The organism is Algoriphagus yeomjeoni (assembly GCF_049821175.1).
GTDB lineage: Bacteria > Bacteroidota > Bacteroidia > Cytophagales > Cyclobacteriaceae > Algoriphagus > Algoriphagus yeomjeoni_A.
Genome location: NZ_CP187512.1, coordinates 1,248,613 through 1,266,772, shown reverse-complemented (window position 1 = coordinate 1,266,772; position 18,160 = coordinate 1,248,613). Strand labels below are relative to the sequence as shown.

Sequence of the window (18,160 nt, the reverse complement as noted above, 5' to 3'; positions counted from 1 at the left end):
TGAGAAAAATTAAAGTTTTAATCTAAAATTTCCGGTTGTACCCGTTGAGGTAGGAAAACTCCATAAGGATTTTTTTCATCAGAAGAATAAGATTCTATATTCATTTTAGTGCCTAATCCTAACTCTTGAGCGTAGTCAGAAAAAAGTTTTGCGACTACTTGATCTTCCAAAGCCCAACCAGTAGAATCGAAAACACTTAATTCGCTCTGATATTTATTTTTCAATTTCTCATCCTGAATCAATTCAATCCAGCTAGGACCTATATCCGATGATTTAAGCTGCTGACATTCCCCTTCTAAAATTGCTTGTTCTAGAAAGTCAGGACATACATTGGCTAATTCTAAAAGGGACTTAGGTAGCTCAAATTTCCCCGGGAAATCTGCTCCAACAGCATTAATGTGAAGATGAGGTTTGACCGTAAATTCAGTAAAAAGTGGACCCTTATCAGGTGCAATAGAAGTAGCAGTACAAACGATATCTGATTTTGAAATTATGTCAGCTACAGTTGAAGATTGTGGTGAAATTCCAAGATTTATTGGTGCAATTCGTTCTTCCAAATTTTCCATGGAAGGTTGGTCGGTATCGTAAATTAAAATCTCCTCAATATCAAAAAGCCTAGAAATGGCATGAATCTGTGGAACTGACTGTGCTCCGCAACCAATAATTCCCAAAACTTTAGAGTCTTTTTTAGCCATCATTTTACTGGCGATAGCACTGGAAGCTCCCGTGCGAAGGGCTGTCAATAATACCCCATCTACCAAAAAATTTAAATGTCCAGTATGAACATCATAAGATGAAATGGTTGATAAAATGGTTGGAATCTTAAAAATTTCTGGATTTTCAGGGTGGTACCCAACAACTTTTATTAAAACGTCTTCACCTTTTTTCATCACCGGCATCCACTCTACTAAGCCAAGAAAGGGTTTTTTATAGTTGAATCCTGATCGAATTGGAATTTCAGTTTCATCTTTTGAATAGCCTAACAGTGCTTTTTCCAAGTTGGCTATAAGCTTATCCATCACCTGGTTTAGACCTATCGTATTTATAATCTGATTTACCGCGTGACTGTCAATAATTATACTCTCCTGATTCTTCTTCATTTAATTAATTTTACCTGTAGGCTTATAATAATTTTGATCTCTTGGGCCAATTCAGTTTTTTAGAGTCAACAAATTGAACTTATTTCTAAACATTTTCAAGATAAATTTGTCTTAAAGAACTCATCCAAACCCCATTCCATGACAACAACTAATTTTATTAAAACATGTTTTCTATTCTTGGTATTTTTTACACTAAGCGTTTTGAGAGTAGAGGCCCACAGACCAAATCAGAATTACATTTATTTGAGTATATATGAGGGTCAAATGGATTGTCGGGTAGAATTGAAGAAGTCTGATATAAAAGAAGTTTTTAACTATGATTTTGCTCATGGAGCTATTCCAGATAAAAATGACCCAAAGGTCCAAGCAATCACAAAGTACCTTACAGATCATTTACAATTCAATTCGGTAAATGGAGATCACGCGCTCACTTTTACGGAAATAGGTCTCTTGGAATTAAAAGATGACGATTTTCTTCTATTTAATTTTAAGGTTGAAAATATGGACACTGTGCCCTCTGAACTTGAGGTCTATAATCAGATTTTTGTAGAAGAGTTAAGTAGCCATGAGTCCTTGCTACATATTGAGAGAAATTGGAAAACAGGCGTTTTAGCTAATGAATCCCTTCCTTCCTTGATTTTTGGCACCTCCAACCCAAATCAAACGCTCGATATAGAAGAAGGCTCGGTATTGACTGGCTTTTTGGCAATGGTAAAATCCGGTGTTTACCACATTTGGATCGGGTTAGACCACATTCTTTTTCTAATTGCTCTGCTGATTCCATCAGTCATTGTCTACAGGCCAAAAGATCCAAAAAGACGCTGGCTTGGCATCAAATACACGGATTTTGAACCTGAAAAAAGTTTCAAGATTGCTCTAATTTCAGTAGTTAAAATCATCACCATTTTCACTTTGGCTCATTCGGTCACGCTCAGTTTGGCCGCTTTAGAACTTGTAAATTTGCCATCCAGATTAGTGGAATCTATCATCGCTATATCTATAGGTATGGCAGCATTTCACAATATTGTTCCCTTTCTGAATAAAAAGGAATGGTTGATCATCTTGATCTTCGGCTTATTTCATGGTTTCGGATTTGCATCAGTTTTGGCTGAGCAGTCCAGAGGAGGCGAGTACCTGGTTTATTCATTGGTAGGTTTTAATATTGGTGTAGAATTAGGTCAGTTAGCAATAATTCTAATTGCATTTCCGATCCTATTCTTATTGAGCAGGGTTAAACTTTACTACATCATTGTAGTAGGATTCTCACTCTTGCTAATCGCAATTTCTACCTACTGGATTATTGAGAGAGCTTTCGGCTATGACATGAAAATCCATACTTGGTTACTCGAAAAAGGAATCCTTTAGTAGTTTAGAATATGGAGGGAAATTCGGATGATCTGTTAGATCAGTGGCTCAATTTAAACGAGCAAAACCTTGAAGAAGAGTTATCGGAAGAGGAGCGAATCCCTGTAGCTCCTCTTTCTGACTATTATCCGCTGTCCATAGCTCAGCGTAGGCTTTTCTTTGTTTATCAGAAAAATCCTGAAAGTGCTGTTTATAACTATTCTGAAATCTGGAAATTTCAGAATAGCTCCTTCAAACAGACTGATTTTATATCCGCCTTGGAAAATCTCGTAGGAAAACATCAGGTTTTAGCTAGTAATTATGTGATTTTCCAAGAAGAGCCAGCAATGGTATTTCGAAGAGAAAAGAAATTTAGCTTGGAAGTATCTGATGAAATTAAGAATAATTTAGAAGCTAAAAAATGGCTTAAGAGTTTAGCTAGTAAGCCTTTTCGACTGGAAACTGATCCATTAATACGAGTTGCTGTTTGCCAATTAGAGAGTGGAGATTATGCTATTGGTATGACCTTTCATCATATCATCATTGATGCATGGTCGATGGGAATCTTAAGGGAAGATTTTGCCAAATTATATAAGCATAAATCACTTGAATCTGAAGTACCAGAATTTCAGTACAAGGATTACACAGTTTGGCAAAAGGAACTTCAAAAAGTAACAGGAGATCAAGCTTCATCTCAGCCTTTCAATGAATCATTTTTGGAGTTGCCACTCGATTATCCAAGACCAGCAAATCCTAGTTATGAAGGGAAGTTATCCAGATTTTCACTCCCGGAAACATTAAGTCCTAAAGTGGGAAAGAAGCTCAAATCACTTCAAACAACTGATTTCAATCTTTTTCTTGCCTGCTTTCAAGTTCTTTTAGGAAGATATGGAAAAAGTGATGCTGTAAATGTGGGCATTCCTGTCCTAAATAGAGACAAAGAAGAGTTCAAATCCATGGTTGGCTATTTTGTAGATACCCAAGTAATCAGCTGTAGTTTGGAGTCGGAGAAATCCTTTACGGATCTTCTAACAGAAGTAAAAAAGGACGTACTCGGAGCTATCTCATCTCAAAAGGAAAGCTATGAGGAATTGCTCAATTCGTCCAAAGAGTTAAAGGATCAAAGTTACAATCCGCTTTTTCAAGCCATGTTTGTAGGCCATTCAGCAGGAGAAAATCCTTTTCGGAACAATGGAACTCCTGTAGATTTTGAAGTGCTGGATTTGGATGTGTCCAAATTTGATTTGACTCTTCACCACTTTGGATTAAATAAAGGGACTTACCAAATTGGAATAGAATATAGTACTGATTTATTTAGTTCATCCTTTGCAGAAAGGCTTGCTTCCCATTTTGCAACACTTTTGGAAGAAATCTGCGATAATCCTGACCAGGAATTAAAACGCTATTCCTTACTATCAGAGGAAGAAAGAGATTTCCTCACTTCAGGACTTAGTCATGACTTTCATCCTGAAAGTAGTGGAAATGTAATACCCGAAATTCTCCATAACCTGTCAGCTAAAAAGGATCAAACAGCGGTAGTTTGTGGTGCTGAACAACTAACCTATGGCGAATTAGATGATAGAAGTTCTGCAATAGCATTTGAACTTGAAAAGCATGCTATAATCCAAGATCAACCCATAGGAATTTACATGGAGCGCTCTGTGGATTTTGTTGTTTCTATTCTCGCAATACTGAAATTTGGCAGGCCATATTTGCCTTTGGATCCTGAATATCCGGATCAACGAATTCTTCAATATCTACAGGAGTCAGGAGCAAAATATGTCCTTACGCATCGTGGATTAATACACTCCAAAGTTTCGCTCAAAAAAGAGTTCGAATCAATAGAAATAGATTCACTTGATTATAACTATACTAATGACTTTCAGTTAGATAAAGAATCAAATAGTTCGCAAAATGCTTACCTGATTTTCACTTCTGGAAGTACAAATAAGCCTAAAGGTGTACTAGTTAGTCATGATAATTTATTCTCTTCTGTAGCTGCTAGGAAAGCGTATTATAAAGAGTCCCCAAGTTCATTTTTACTAGTGTCTTCTTTTTCTTTTGACAGCTCTGTGGCGGGGATATTTTGGTCATTGTGTACAGGAGGGAAATTGGTTATTACTCAGGATAATGAAACCTTAAATACAGCAGCACTTTCGTCAATTATCAGCAGGGAAGAGGTCAGCCATACCTTAATGTTACCTTCTCTTTACCAAGCACTTTTGCAGGGAAAGGACATTGACAGAAAGGAACTCCAAGTAATAATCTTAGCAGGTGAGGAATTTCCAAACGAATTAATCGCGCTGCACTTTGCAAAGCATCCAAAAATCCGTCTTTTTAATGAATATGGGCCTACTGAAGGGACAGTTTGGTGTACCGTTCAGGAAGTGATGGAAGGGGATTCTTTTCATCGAGTTCCCATAGGTCTAGCAAGCAATAACACCTTAGCCTACATATTGGATGAAAATCAGGAATTGGTACCTACTGGCATTCCGGGCGAACTCTGTATTGCTGGTGCGGGACTTGTCAAAGGCTACTTAGCTGAGGCTGACTCTGTCGGAAAATTTACAGTAAATAGCTTTTCTGATGAATGGGGCAAGATTTATCGAACCGGAGATTTAGTGCGAATTCAGGAAAATGGATGGATAGAATACCTAGGAAGATTAGATAATCAGATTAAAATCCGAGGACACAGAGTTGAACTGACCGAGATTCAAGAGTTAGCTAGTCGCTTTCCCGGTATAGTTTCAGCCATATCATTTGTCACAGATGGGAGCAACCAACAAATCGTTTTAGCCTATAAATCAAGTGAAAATATCATTGAGGAGGAATTTGAGACTTTCCTTCGTCAAAATTTACCGAGGTTCATGGTGCCTGATATTCTTCTACCTATGAAGGATTTTCCACTATTGCCAAACGGTAAGATTGATTTAAAAGCGTTATCTGATACTGCATTATCTAAACCGAAATCATCAACTTCTACTTTTAAACATCCTTCTACATATTTAGAACGTCAGATTGCTGGTATTTGGGCGGATGTAATGGGAGTGGATGAAATTCCCGTCAATCGTGATTTCAATGAGCTTGGAGGGAATTCACTCCAAAGTATTCGGATCATCGCCAGATGCAGAGATATTGGTATTAAGGTAACTCCTGCACAATTTCTTCGCTACTCTACAGTAGAAACCCTAGTGAAATCTCTCCATCATGAAGAATACTTAAGACCTCAAAATATGCTTGAATTGAAGGTTTTGAAAGTTTGGGAGAAGTTTCTTGGCCAAAAATTGATAGGCGTTAAGGATAGTTTTGAAAAAAATGGAGGTTCTACATTTGAGTGGATTAGGGTAGAAGAGGAGCTAAATTCAAGCTACAACTTTTCAAATCCTATAGAAATAACAGACTCTATTAGGGAGATTTCATTAAAAATTAGAGATGATAAAAATTTAGTTGAATCAGATTTAAAACCTATAAACAGGGTGATTCCTATAAAAACAGTAGGAACTAAGGAGCCACTTTTCTGCATTCATAGTGAATTCTATTATGAAACTGTTTATAGTCAATTGACTAGGCATTTGCCTGCAGAATATCCTGTTTACGGTATTTTGTCTGTTAGTCCTGAATTGGTGAAGGAATCAGTTCCCAAAAATATTGCTGAAATAGCTAGCCTTGGGCTTAAAGAAATTAAATTGATTCAAGACGCAGGACCATATAGAATTTTATCCTATTCCATTGGAAATGTGGTTGCCTTTGAATTGGCTAAACAACTAATAGAAGCCGGGGAGAAGGTCAACTTGATCATGATAGATCCTCCGCTGTTTTTTGATAAATCAAGAACTTTTGGCAAAGGTGGCTATCGAAAGATTTTCACCTACTTGGACTACTTTAAGAAACCCGCAGTGTTACTTCAAAAAGTGCTGAAGAAAATTAATAAAGGTTCAAAACAGCCTTCATTAATTAAGGATACAGGCCTTTTGCAAAAATATATTCTTGCATATAAGCCAGAAAAAATCGAATGTGATACGCTAATAATTACCACACCTAGGGAATTTAAGCATACGTTTGGGTGGGAACCCTTGGTGAATATTGTGGATAAAGAGGAGATATTAGGACCACATTTGAAATTGATGCGTGAACCATACACAGGATTACTAAATGATGCAATCGCAAGAAATCTGAGAAAGTGGGATGATGAATAAGCTGCAATAGATCAGAGTATGAAAGTAGACTTATGGCTTGCGAAGCTTGATGAATTAACAAATGTAGACGAAAGCCTATTATCTGAAGAAGAGCAATTCCGTGCTGATCGTTTTATTCATCAAAATTTTAAAAATCATTTCATTAAGCGAAGAAGTATACTTCGTCAATTGCTTGCCAGGTATTTAGCTATCAAACCCAATGAAATAGTTATAAATCAAACAAAACTTGGGAAACCATACGTAGCCAACGCTGATAAAAAGATCTTTTTCAATACATCCCATTCTAAAGGCCATGTACTGTATGGCTTTTCCAAAGATGCTGAGCTTGGCGTTGATATAGAATTTTTAGACGCTGAGATTGAAGCAGAATTAATTTCAAATCATTTTTTTGGCTCTGATGAAATATCCTTGATCCGTAGCTCAGTAGGAAAAACTAAATCAGAAGCATTTTTTAGATTATGGTGCATCAAAGAAGCGTACATCAAACTGGTTGGTAAAGGATTAACGTTTCCCTTGGATCAAGTTCTTGTGACAAACACTATGAATAGGCCATTTCTTATTGTTCCATCACATCCTGATTCAAATGGACCTGAAGTTTTAAAATGCAGATTTTTAGAAGTTGTTCCAAACTTTGGAATTGGGGTGGTGGTGCATGGAAAAGAGTTGGAGATTCAATATCGAGAATATACGTTTGAATGTTAGCTCAATTCTTTATTTAACATAATGTAAATTATGTAACAAATGCTACTGACATCATTTTAATCCGCCATATTAACCTTTATACCATTCAAAGAATCAAGACACACAAATTCTGAGTAAGATTCTATAAAACTGAACAAGTTTGAAGATACTTTGTTATCCTATTAAACTAAAACCATTAATCATGAAAACATTAAATTATTTATTTGCCCTAGCGCTTTTATTTACAGTTGCTTGTAGCGGCGAAAAAACTTCCACTGAAGAAGTTGAAGTTGTAGAAGTTGAAGAAGTAGTTGCGGAGCAGCCAAAAGACATAGTGACTTTAGCTCTTGAGAATGAATCCTTGACGACGCTTGTTGCAGCGCTTAAAGCAGGTGGACTTGTTGAAACATTACAAGGTGCAGGACCTTTTACTGTATTTGCCCCTACTAACCAGGCATTTGCAGCGTTGCCGGAAGGAACTGTTGAAGACTTGTTAAAGCCAGAAAACAAAGACAAATTGGTTGCAATCTTAACATACCACGTTGTTCCTGGTAAGGTTATTTCTACAGATCTTACTGACGGAATGAAAGCTTCCACTGTTAATGGTCAAGATATTACGATCACTACAACAGACGGTGCTAAAGTGAATGGAGCGAGTGTAATAGCGGCAGATGTAGATGCATCAAACGGAGTAGTTCACCTTGTGGACGCAGTATTGTTACCTCCTGCAATGTAAAAGCCCTAAATATGTAATAGTTGAAAAGCCTCAAAATGAGGCTTTTTTATTTTTTATCATGAAAGTACTTCAAATCCTACCATAGTAAAATCATCATTGAAACTACTTTGGCCACTGAATTTGAGACAAAATGACTTTATGTCTTTCAGGAGATTATCAATTGGAAGTTTAGAGTTTTTGATTAAGAATGTTGTGAATTCCTCCCTTTTCATCATCACATCTTCGCTATCCCAAACCTCAAGAATTGCATCTGTGTAAAGTAAAACTTTGTCACCAGTTTCAAGCTTAACTATTGATTCTGTATAGCTTACAGTTTCTTTGCTAAAAGCGCCAACAAGAGGACTCAAAGACGTCAGGGGAATAACTTCTCTGGTATTAGCTCTGATTACATAACCTTCTGGATGGCCAGCTTGTGTATATTTTAAAAGCTGAGTATTTGAATCATAGACGGCATAAAACATTGTAATAAAAGAACCCCGAGGCATTTTATTATAGAGTTTCTCGTTTGTCTCAGTGACTACTTTAGCTGTGGAGCTAGTCTGGAGGGCAATGTTTTTGAAAGCAAAGGAAGTCATAAAAGTGAGCAAAGCAGCCTGGATTCCATGTCCCGTGACATCGGCGATCAATACTCCAAAAATTCCTTTTCCAATTTCAAGAATATCATAAAAATCTCCGCCAATTTGATCCATGGGTTCAAAAATTGAAGCAAAACTAAGTTTATTGGTAGAGGGTAAGATTGATGGAAGTATGAAATTCTGGACTCTCCTAGCCTCTTCCAGTTCAAAGTTGATTTTATCCTGGAACAAAGCTAACTCCTTGTTTGCAGACTTAAGATTTTTCTGAGTTTCTCTGAGCTCAGTGATATCAGACTGTACTCCGACATAATGAGTAGTCAATCCATTGGTATCTTTTAGTGGAGTAATAGAAAGTCTGTTCCAAAATGGAGTTCCATCTTTCTTATAATTAAGCAATTCTACAGTTGCCTGTTCACCTTTTTTGATGGCTCTTCTCAGAATATCTACCGTAGTTTGATCTGTCTCTTCACCCTGCAGGAAACGACAATTTTTTCCGATGACATCTTCTTTAGAATATCCAGTTAATCTCTCGAAACCATCATTGACAAAAACAAGAGGTCTATCTATTTGGTCCATAGAGCTGATAGTAATCCCTTCATTTACCGTATTTGTTGCCTTGATCAACAAATCTTCAAATTCTTTATATGACGATACTATTTCTTTTGGGCTCATTCCAATCTCAAACAAAAAGTGCTTTTAGTATTCACTAATCTCAATTCTAAACTAAGAATCGCTAGCTTGAAACCAAAGCAATCTTACTTGAACCGGAGAAATATTTTAAGGTAGATTAGGTCAAAATCCTTTAAGTTTAAGAAAGGTTTTATCCTAGCTCTAAAAAAATCAATTTGCTTTACGGTTAATTAAGGCCTTAAATTCTTCACATTTCTCTTGAGTCAATGGCTTTGTAAAGAACCCATGTACCATATCAAATGAGGTGGCCATGCTCTTATCTACCTCAGAGATTGAAGAAGTCAACATGACTACTTTTAACAGATTTTTCAACTTATTTTTTTCAACCAGCTTCAAAAATTCCCAACCGTTAATATTCGGCATATTGATATCCAAAAGAATCCAAAAAAGATTTTGATCCTGATTAGATTTTGTTTGTTTCAGTAGCTTCAATGCATCCTCAGCCTCAGTAAATGCAATAATTTCTTCCACCAATTCTTTAATACCATGGTTAGTAAGATATTTTTTAGCTATTAAAAGAGAAATTCGATCATCATCAATTAATAAAAGTTTAATTTTCATAATTAAGTAATTCTAAGGGTACAACGGTTCCGTTGTCATTCTCACTCCTAATATCTGTACGACCCCCAAATCTGCTACCTGCTTTTTGGTTATTAAAGCCCTGTTCCCTTCGCTTCCTTTAATGTTACTCTCTGCTTTCATCAAAAAAAAATGTAACCTGCATCAACCTTAAATATTCTGACAGCAAGCTGAGTAAGTTGATCGGAAGGTTCAGCATTAATGATTTAATTAGAAGAAATACTAAACATTTTCATACTCAGGCATCAAGTGACAAAAAAAGTATTAAAGGTCAACAAGGTAAATAGAACTTTGAGAAATGATGCCAATTCAACCAATGACTTTAGAAAATTTATAGTCAAAGGTTTCTCAAGAAATCCAAATACCACACTTATCATCTTTTCGCAATCTTTAAAAAAACTTCAATTCGACCCCAATAAATGATCCCCTATTTTTGATTTCTCATAATTATTCCTTCAAAACCCCTTCTTTTTATGGAAGGAATTAGTTTCGAAAACTCAATTATTTTTGCACTTCTCCTTTAACCAATATCTATGTTTTTATCTATTGCCTCTGAGATCAGTACCACTTCATGGATTCTTAGTTTTTTAGCTGCATTTGTCATCGGATTGTCCAAAGCTGGTATCAAAGGAATAGCCATTATCAATGTGACCTTCATGGCAATTGCCTTTGAAGCCAAGCAGTCAACAGGTATCGTTTTACCACTATTAGTGGTCGCAGATATTTTTGCAGTGATCTATTACAATCGACATACCCAGTGGAAATACGTGGTTAAATTTCTCCCTTGGATGATTTTGGGGATAATTCTGGGCAGTTGGATTGGTATGGATCTTCCCGAGCAAATCTTTAAAATTGCAATGGCCATCATTATCTTCCTAGTCTTGGGTATTATCGTGTGGTGGGATCAGAAAAAAGTAGAAAAAGTCCCAACTCATTGGGCTTTTGCAAGTGGAGTTGGGACTCTGGCAGGATTCACTACTATGGTTGGAAACTTGGCTGGTCCAATATCTAATATTTATTTTTTAGCAATGAGACTTCCCAAAAACCACTTTATTGGCACCGCTGCCTGGCTTTTCCTGATTATCAACGTGTTTAAATTACCCTTTCATTTCTTTATCTGGCATACTATTTCAGAGGAAACCCTCCTACTGGATCTGAAATTGATTCCAGCAATAATCTTAGGATTTGTACTGGGAATTAAACTAATAAAGATGATCGATGAAGTCTTTTTCAGAAAGATGATATTGGTATTGACAGCTTTGGGAGCGATAATAATTATGTTTAAATAAGTTGAAGTAAAACCTCACCTTTTTACCCTCCAATTAGCATGAGAAGTATCAATAAGTTCTTAAATACTACATAACTTCACTGGCATAATTAGTGCCATCCCTGCATATGAGGTAACAGTATTCAAAGTCAGGAAGCAAAAAACTACCGAGTGAGGACATCCGGTAGCCTTAATAAAATCTAAACCTTAAAAGGCTAATGCTGAACACTTCTGTGGTCAGTTTCCCGTATTCCTGCTCTTTACTAATTCTTCTTCGCTGCTTCTCCCACTCCAATAAATGGAATTGCACCTGCACCAGTAACTTCAGGCAAAATACCATTCCATTTCTCAATAGCTTTTAGATTAGCTTCAATTTTTCTCAACTCAATCAAATCCGGAGAAATATTCATCTTCTGTAATCTTAAAGCTTCTGCTTCTGCAGTTGCTGCAGCGATGGTTTGCTCCGCTTCCACCTTGATCCGGTCCAGGTCACGCTTAGCTTTGAGCGCATTCTGCTCTGCCGTTTGCTTTGCTTCAATCGCATCCGTGAAGGTCTGAGAAAAGCTGAAATTGATAATTGAGAAGGCATCTACGGCTATTTTTGACTCCAATAATCGAGTGGTCAAAGCCTCTCTCATCTCTGAACTTACAGCAGGTCTCTTGGTAATCAATTCCTCAGCGGTGTAGCGTGCAGAAACAGCTTTCATTACTTCTTGAATGGCTGGATCAATGATCCTTTCCTTAAACTGAACTCCAATCGTCTGATAAACCAAATTCGCATCCTCAGGAATTACATGATAATTTAGAGCTACAGACATATCTACATCCTGAAGATCTGAAGAGGAAGAAGCTGCATCTGTCGTTACCTTTTGGATTTTCACATCCATGATCTCAATAGTCTGAACGATCGGGATTTTAAAATGAATTCCCTCGCTTAAAACCTTGTCCTGAACAGCTCCAAAATTCAAAACTATTCCTCTTTCCCCTGCTCCAATCTGCACCCAAGGCTTCAGGATAAATAGAATAACTACCAGTATCCCGACGATAACTAATTTTCTCATGGGACCTTTTTCCAATACACTGTTAAATTGACTCATATTTTGATTATTCATGTTTTATTGTTTTGCGGCACAGCTATAGTTTAGTCCGTACCTCACTAGAAGGCTTAATATCCACCCATTCTTTCAGATTTCAGAATTAAACCTGATAAGATTCCTTTTCGAAGAGCTAAATAAAATTAGGTTTTTCCCTATTAGGAATGATTTCCTGAGATATTATACATGAAATTGAAACTGCCTTGGGATAAAAGTGTTCAGCCAAAAAGGCTAGCCTATGCAACGCAAATCTCTAACGTTCAAATCTCTTGCTCTGAAGTAAAAGGAAAACGTCGTTTCATACAAATACAGCGTGAAAAACTGTCAAATTACACACTTGAATTCTTAGTAAATCTGTCATTTTTTCAGAAAAAAGTGACAAAATTTATTCTTCAGATCAGATGGCATATAACTTGTTTTTTTACTGTCGAATCGCGGTTCAATTTATTAATTTCTTGATTCAGTAATCTTTCAAGGTTAGCAGCTGGATTACCTATCAAGACTGTTTATTTGTTTAATCCTTAAAACGTAAAAAGCAATGAACACATTAATGAAAAGAAACGGTTATAGCCCAGTTACAAGCCTATTTGATGACTTCCCAACTGGTGGGTTTTTTAATTGGCTGGATTCAGCCGGGATTGGCAGAAGCAACAGCCAAAGTACACTTCCTAGTGTGAATATTCTGGAAACGGATAGTGATTTCAAGGTTGAAATGGCTGTGCCTGGTATGAAAAAAGAAGACTTCAGAGTAGAGCTTGATAATAATACGTTGAGCATTCAAGCTGAAACTTCGAAAACATCTGAAGATCATGACGAGTCAGCAACCTACGCACGCAAAGAGTTCAGCTATCAATCATTTAGGCGCTCATTCTATTTGCCTAATACAGTAGAAAATGACAAGATTGAAGCGACTTATCAAGACGGTGTACTTCGATTGAATATTCCAAAGCGCGAGGAAGCCAAGAAGAAGCCCGTTAAGACCATTCAAATTTCTTAAAATTTACCAGGCAACCTCAGTTGAGGTTGCCTTCATTTGTTTTAAATCTTATTTCTGAACCTGAGGAAGATTTTTCACTACCAAAAATTTAATAAAAATGGAAAAAGGATCATTTCTTAACTATTACAAAACTATCCTTGAAAAAGTAAGTTTTGACTCCAGTTTGTTGGAAAAGGAATATAAAAAAAAGCCCAAGCACTGCTGGATGGGTCAGAATCACAAGAATTGGATTATTGGCTAAATAGTAGCGGATTAGTTCATAAAATCAGATATTTTTCTACCAATAAAAATGGGGAAAATAGATCAGTGGATTAGATGTAAACTATTTGCCTGAAACATTTTTCACCAGTATATCTAACCTATATACTATAACTCTGAATGTTAGAAAATGCTTTAACCCCAGTTTAAATTTTTATAGGAACTGGGGCTACCAAGCAATCCCTTCTTTGACGACTTTTAAATTTTCTGCTACACGCTACTAAACACCTTCTCTCCCTCCGTACTAGATTTTTTGAGAAAATATAGAACCAAGCAATCCAATTGAGATACTCACTTCGTAGCTAAAAATGCAACCAAACAAATTGGAAGCATTAATCAGAATCAATTTTAACTAACCTCAATGATTATGAATTATTCAAAACATCTCTTTGGAGGAATTTTATTACTCTTTTCCGCTATTCTTTTTAGCTGTAACGACGACGACAAAGAACCCATGCCAATGCCTATGCCAACTGGCATGACCACAACATTCGATTTAGCATCCGTTTCCAATCCAGGTATTTCCGGGAAGGCGGAATTTATCGAAAATGACGATAACACGACGACAATCAACTTGATGCTCTCAGGCACGCCGTCAGGTGGGATGCATCCAGCCCACATTCACTTTAATACTGCTGCAGAAGGTGGCGATATTGCACTAACTCTAGGCACTGTAATGGGTGGCACAGGAACGAGCTCCGTGACAGTCAATACCTTGGATGACGGCTCTGCTATCTCCTATTCCCAGTTGATAAACTTCGATGGCTACATTAATGTGCACGCTTCAGCATCAGACCTAAGCACGCTTGTTGCTCAGGGTGATATTGGAGAAAATGTGCTCACCGGGGAGTCTAAGACGTATGATTTAGGTACAAAAGATGTGGCTGGTATCTCTGGTACTGCTACATTCAGCCAGCGTAAAAATGATGAAACCTTGGTTAAAATCATGCTTAACGGAACTCCTGACGGTGGAATGCACCCGGGGCACATACACTTTAATACTGCTGCCGAAGGTGGTGGAATTGCAGTTACTTTCACGCCTGTAGATGGGACTTCTGGTATGAGTGTTACCAACGTGGCGATGTTGGATGAAAGTACTCCTATTACTTATGATGAATTGTTGGACTTTGACGGATACGTAAATATTCACCTTTCGGCAGACGAATTGTCAACTTTAGTTGCTCAGGGCGACATAGGACAAAACGAATTAACAGGCGTAGAAAAGGTTTATGACTTAGGCGAAAAAGATGTAGCTGGAATCAGCGGTACTGCGACATTTAAAGAGCGTATGAACGGTGAAGCTTTGGCAATATTAGAATTAATGAATACCCCAGAAGATGGAATGCATCCTGCACATATTCACGCGAATACAGCTCTTCAAGGTGGTGGAATACTATTCACATTCAACCCAGTTAACGGAGCAACTGGAATGAGTCAAACGAATTTTGCCATGTTGGACGATGAGACAATGGTTGGATACGATGATCTGATGGATTTCAATGGATATATAAATGTGCACCTTTCTGCAGATGCCTTATCTACCTTAGTTGCTCAGGGTGATATTGGACAAAATGAGTTGACTGGCGAATCTAAAATGTATGTTTTGGGTGAAAAAGATGTACCGGGAATCAGTGGAATGGTGACGTTCCAAGAAAGAGTAAATGGTACAACACTAGCAACTTTGGAAGTACAAAATACAATTCCAGGAAGCGAGCATCCAGCTCACATTCATGAAAATACTGCAGCCATAGGCGGAGGGATTAAAGTAACCTTTACTCCGGTAGATGGTAATTCAGGGATGAGTATGACGAATATTGTTGCTTTAGATGATATGACAGCCATTACTTACGATCAGTTGTTGATGTACAATGGCTACGTCAATGTGCATCTTTCTATGGCTGAACTTGGAGTAGTTGTAGCTCAGGGAAATATCGGAAGTAACGCAAACTAAGTTTAGTTGAGTTGATTAGAGTTGAAAGGCCCGGGTTTGATTGCCTGGGCTTTTTTATGGATAAAGGAATTTATGTTCGATTGGCCTCTTATTGCACAGCCTTCTATTCTTAACTAAAAATCTCTAGATACTGAGTTTGCTAAAGAAAAGAAGAATAAAAGGGTGTCATTTCCGTGTTTGTTAAAAACAAAAAGAGAAAATACCTAGTGTATAGACAAATTGAATTCTTACTTCATGTATATGATATTTTACTTTATAAAACCAAAAGTCCTCTGGTATGTTCTTTGTTTAAATAGATAGTAATGCGACACAAATACAAATTTATTGGTGGATTAATCATCGTATCCGTTTTGATTGGTATATCATTCAGTCTTGAGAAAACCCGCGTAAAGAACACCAGCTCTCCTGCTTTTTCTGCAGGAATAAATGAAAACATCAAAAAAGCTTTTCTCGATGTTTGGCAGCAGTATAAGGAACTCCACAGCTATGGATTTGATGTCATTCAAAACAACCTAGGCAGCTCTACTATGCAGGCTCAGCCGGTGATTAATCTCAGTGATATTTTTGGAAAAAACCGACAGTATAAGTTAGATGTAGCTGAAAAAGTACTTGACTCAGATGATCTATACATAGCTGATTTACCAGAGAATGTATTGCGTGGTTGGTTTGCACATGAACTTGGACACATTGTGGATTATGAAAATCATTCCAATGCTGGTATGATTGCTTATGGAATTCGCTACGTGCTTTCCGATAAATACAAACGTGAGCGGGAACATGAAGCGGATAGCATTGCAATTCGGCACGGCTTCCGAAAGGATGTGATTGCTGCCAAAAAATATATACTTGAAAACGATTTTATTTCTCCGGCATATCAGGATCAGATCAAAAAGTACTACATGACTATTCGTGGCGCTGAACTATGCCCAGATGAACTAGTGCCAGTTTTACCTAAGGTTGAGATATAAACTCAAGTAAGGCATTCATTTTTTCAGTTTTCATGACTTTAGGAGTTTTCGTCTGTCCTCCCTTTTTATTGGTAGAAGATAAATAACTGGTATACTGATCCTTGGATATCACCTTCACATCAATGCCCTTAAGTGCTTTGGATCTGGCTACCGCATAATTTTTATTGGCTGATTTCAACAGCTCATCCAATTTATTAGCTAATCCACTTGGTTTAACCTCAGATACTAATACCCATTGATGGATGTAATCACCTGCTTCATTTTTTATTGCTCCCACCATATACTCGTTGATAGTTGTTTTGTTTGCCTCGGCTAATTCCAAAATAGCCTTATCCATTTTCTCTTCCGAAAGCTGGGATCCAACTACATTGAGAAAGAATTTGGTTCTTCCAGTGATCTTTATCTGTGGCGGGTTAAGACTTTCAAATCGGATTACATCTCCAATTGCATACCGCCAAGCACCAGCACAGGAGCTTAATATCAATACATACTCCTTCCCTACTTCTACTTCATCAATTCCCAACACCAAAGGATTGCTCAATAGATCTCCGGTTTCATTTATTCCTCGCTCATCAAAAGGTATAAATTCAAAAAAGTAACCGTGATTCAAAGCTAGTTTCATAGCCATAGTATCAGGCTTGCTGGTATAGGCGATAAATCCCTCTGAGGCTAAGTAGGTATCCAGGATTCTAAGTGGAGTTTTACATACCGCTTCGAAATCCTCCCTGTAGGTTTCAAATGCAACTCCTCCTGTGGCATACACCTGCAAGTTTGGCCAAATGTCATGTATGCTTTTAAGTTGATGGAGCTCGATGATACGCTGAAGCATGAGCAATACCCAAGAGGGAATTCCAGCAATAGCTCCAATATTCCATTCGGGAGCTTGTTCTGCAATTGCATTTACACGTTCATCCCAGTCAGAAATGGCCGCAATGTCTTTTCCCGGTCTGTAGAAAATGTCGTACCAATCGGGGAAATTGCTCACATTGATTCCTGAAATCTCACCTTCCTTGAAGCCCTGATCATTTTCATCCAAGTTTGCCGAGCTGCTCAACATCAAGACTTCAGATTCAAAAAGTGATTCTGGAAAATCAAATTCATGAAGGGAGTTAATCATGGAAGATCCAACTGACCGCATGGAAGCCATGAATTCCTTGGTTATCGGAATTCTTTTGCTGCTTTTTCCAGTCGTTCCACTGCTTCTTGCAAAGAAATCAGGTTTGCCTGGCCAAGTAATATCATTCAATCGCTCTTGCCTAGCCCACCATTGCTCGTGCATAGTCTGGTAATTGAATATTGGTATTTCTTTTCTAAATGAAGAAACAGGATCTTCAGATTTCAGGATCTCTTCAAATCCATAATACTTTCCAAAGGCTGTGTTTTTGGCTTCAGTAAGAAGCTCTCGAAGCTGTTTTTCTTGAGAGACTTCAGGTGTGTCTTCTGCAAATTGTAGTTTTGAAGTAATGTCTATTCCCGCTTTTACGAGCTTACCTAGTATGGCCATATGTGTTTTTTTTGGGAAATTAAACAAAGGCCATGCCTCCGGGTAAAGTCAGAAATTTCAAATGAGAAATACCAAGCAATAGTATTTTCAATTTATGAAGTTGGATTCACGACATTCTTGGTAGTGAGTACTTCACTTTGATACATTGGCATTTTTATCCTATCGCTCACTTGGAGCTATTTTTTCAATATTTCAATCTTGAAATTTTTAAATCATTACA

Annotated in this window: 13 protein-coding genes; 8 read left to right on the top strand and 5 right to left on the bottom strand. The window is 37.4% G+C overall.

The annotated features are described in order from the left end of the window. Nucleotides 1-17: 17 nt before the first annotated feature. The gene (locus ACPUEN_RS05180; RefSeq protein WP_425639045.1) at nt 18-1,100 is read right to left on the bottom strand and encodes an ornithine cyclodeaminase family protein; all 1,083 of its coding nucleotides are present in this window, start codon (nt 1,098-1,100) and stop codon (nt 18-20) included. Between the two features lie 138 nt (nt 1,101-1,238). Here ACPUEN_RS05180 and ACPUEN_RS05175 point away from each other — a divergent pair, with 138 nt between their 5' ends. From ACPUEN_RS05175 to ACPUEN_RS05160, 4 genes are all read left to right on the top strand, one after another. After that, the gene (locus ACPUEN_RS05175) at nt 1,239-2,465 is read left to right on the top strand and encodes a HupE/UreJ family protein (RefSeq protein WP_425639043.1); all 1,227 of its coding nucleotides are present in this window, start codon (nt 1,239-1,241) and stop codon (nt 2,463-2,465) included. A gap of 11 nt (nt 2,466-2,476) precedes the next feature. Next, nucleotides 2,477-6,640, top strand: a complete 4,164-nt coding sequence (locus ACPUEN_RS05170) for an amino acid adenylation domain-containing protein (protein WP_425639041.1) — start codon at nt 2,477-2,479, stop codon at nt 6,638-6,640. An 18-nt stretch (nt 6,641-6,658) separates the two neighbouring features. Beyond that, a complete protein-coding gene (locus ACPUEN_RS05165; protein ID WP_425639039.1) occupies nt 6,659-7,342 on the top strand; it encodes a 4'-phosphopantetheinyl transferase family protein in 684 nt (227 codons plus the stop codon). A 181-nt stretch (nt 7,343-7,523) separates the two neighbouring features. Next, nucleotides 7,524-8,057, top strand: coding sequence for a fasciclin domain-containing protein (locus ACPUEN_RS05160; protein WP_425639037.1), 534 nt, complete (start codon nt 7,524-7,526; stop codon nt 8,055-8,057). A gap of 56 nt (nt 8,058-8,113) precedes the next feature. On the opposite strand, the gene ACPUEN_RS05155 is transcribed toward ACPUEN_RS05160, so the two are convergent. Together ACPUEN_RS05155 and ACPUEN_RS05150 are read right to left on the bottom strand one after the other, a co-directional pair. Continuing rightward, entirely contained in the window at nt 8,114-9,304 is a 1,191-nt protein-coding gene (locus ACPUEN_RS05155) for a SpoIIE family protein phosphatase (protein WP_425639035.1), read from the bottom strand. A gap of 168 nt (nt 9,305-9,472) precedes the next feature. Beyond that, nucleotides 9,473-9,883 (bottom strand): response regulator, encoded by a 411-nt coding sequence (locus ACPUEN_RS05150; protein ID WP_425639033.1) that lies wholly within the window; start codon nt 9,881-9,883, stop codon nt 9,473-9,475. Between the two features lie 551 nt (nt 9,884-10,434). Here ACPUEN_RS05150 and ACPUEN_RS05145 point away from each other — a divergent pair. Continuing rightward, nucleotides 10,435-11,190 carry a sulfite exporter TauE/SafE family protein gene (locus ACPUEN_RS05145; protein ID WP_425639031.1) on the top strand — a complete coding sequence of 252 codons (756 nt, stop codon included), beginning with the start codon at nt 10,435-10,437 and terminating at the stop codon, nt 11,188-11,190. A 241-nt stretch (nt 11,191-11,431) separates the two neighbouring features. On the opposite strand, the gene ACPUEN_RS05140 is transcribed toward ACPUEN_RS05145, so the two are convergent. After that, nucleotides 11,432-12,280 (bottom strand): prohibitin family protein, encoded by an 849-nt coding sequence (locus ACPUEN_RS05140; protein WP_425639029.1) that lies wholly within the window; start codon nt 12,278-12,280, stop codon nt 11,432-11,434. A 520-nt stretch (nt 12,281-12,800) separates the two neighbouring features. Here ACPUEN_RS05140 and ACPUEN_RS05135 point away from each other — a divergent pair. The 3 genes from ACPUEN_RS05135 (at nt 12,801) to ACPUEN_RS05125 (ending at nt 16,436) form a co-directional block, all read left to right on the top strand. Further along, a complete protein-coding gene (locus ACPUEN_RS05135; RefSeq protein WP_425639027.1) occupies nt 12,801-13,259 on the top strand; it encodes an Hsp20/alpha crystallin family protein in 459 nt (152 codons plus the stop codon). A 625-nt stretch (nt 13,260-13,884) separates the two neighbouring features. Next, on the top strand, nt 13,885-15,468 hold the full coding sequence (locus ACPUEN_RS05130; RefSeq protein WP_425639025.1) for a CHRD domain-containing protein: 1,584 nt from the start codon (nt 13,885-13,887) through the stop codon (nt 15,466-15,468). Between the two features lie 302 nt (nt 15,469-15,770). After that, on the top strand, nt 15,771-16,436 hold the full coding sequence (locus ACPUEN_RS05125) for a hypothetical protein (protein ID WP_425639024.1): 666 nt from the start codon (nt 15,771-15,773) through the stop codon (nt 16,434-16,436). On the opposite strand, the gene ACPUEN_RS05120 is transcribed toward ACPUEN_RS05125, so the two are convergent. Next, on the bottom strand, nt 16,420-17,940 hold the full coding sequence (locus tag ACPUEN_RS05120) for a GH3 family domain-containing protein (protein ID WP_425639022.1): 1,521 nt from the start codon (nt 17,938-17,940) through the stop codon (nt 16,420-16,422). The two genes, ACPUEN_RS05125 and ACPUEN_RS05120, sit on opposite strands and share 17 nt — an antisense overlap. Nucleotides 17,941-18,160 lie beyond the last annotated feature (220 nt).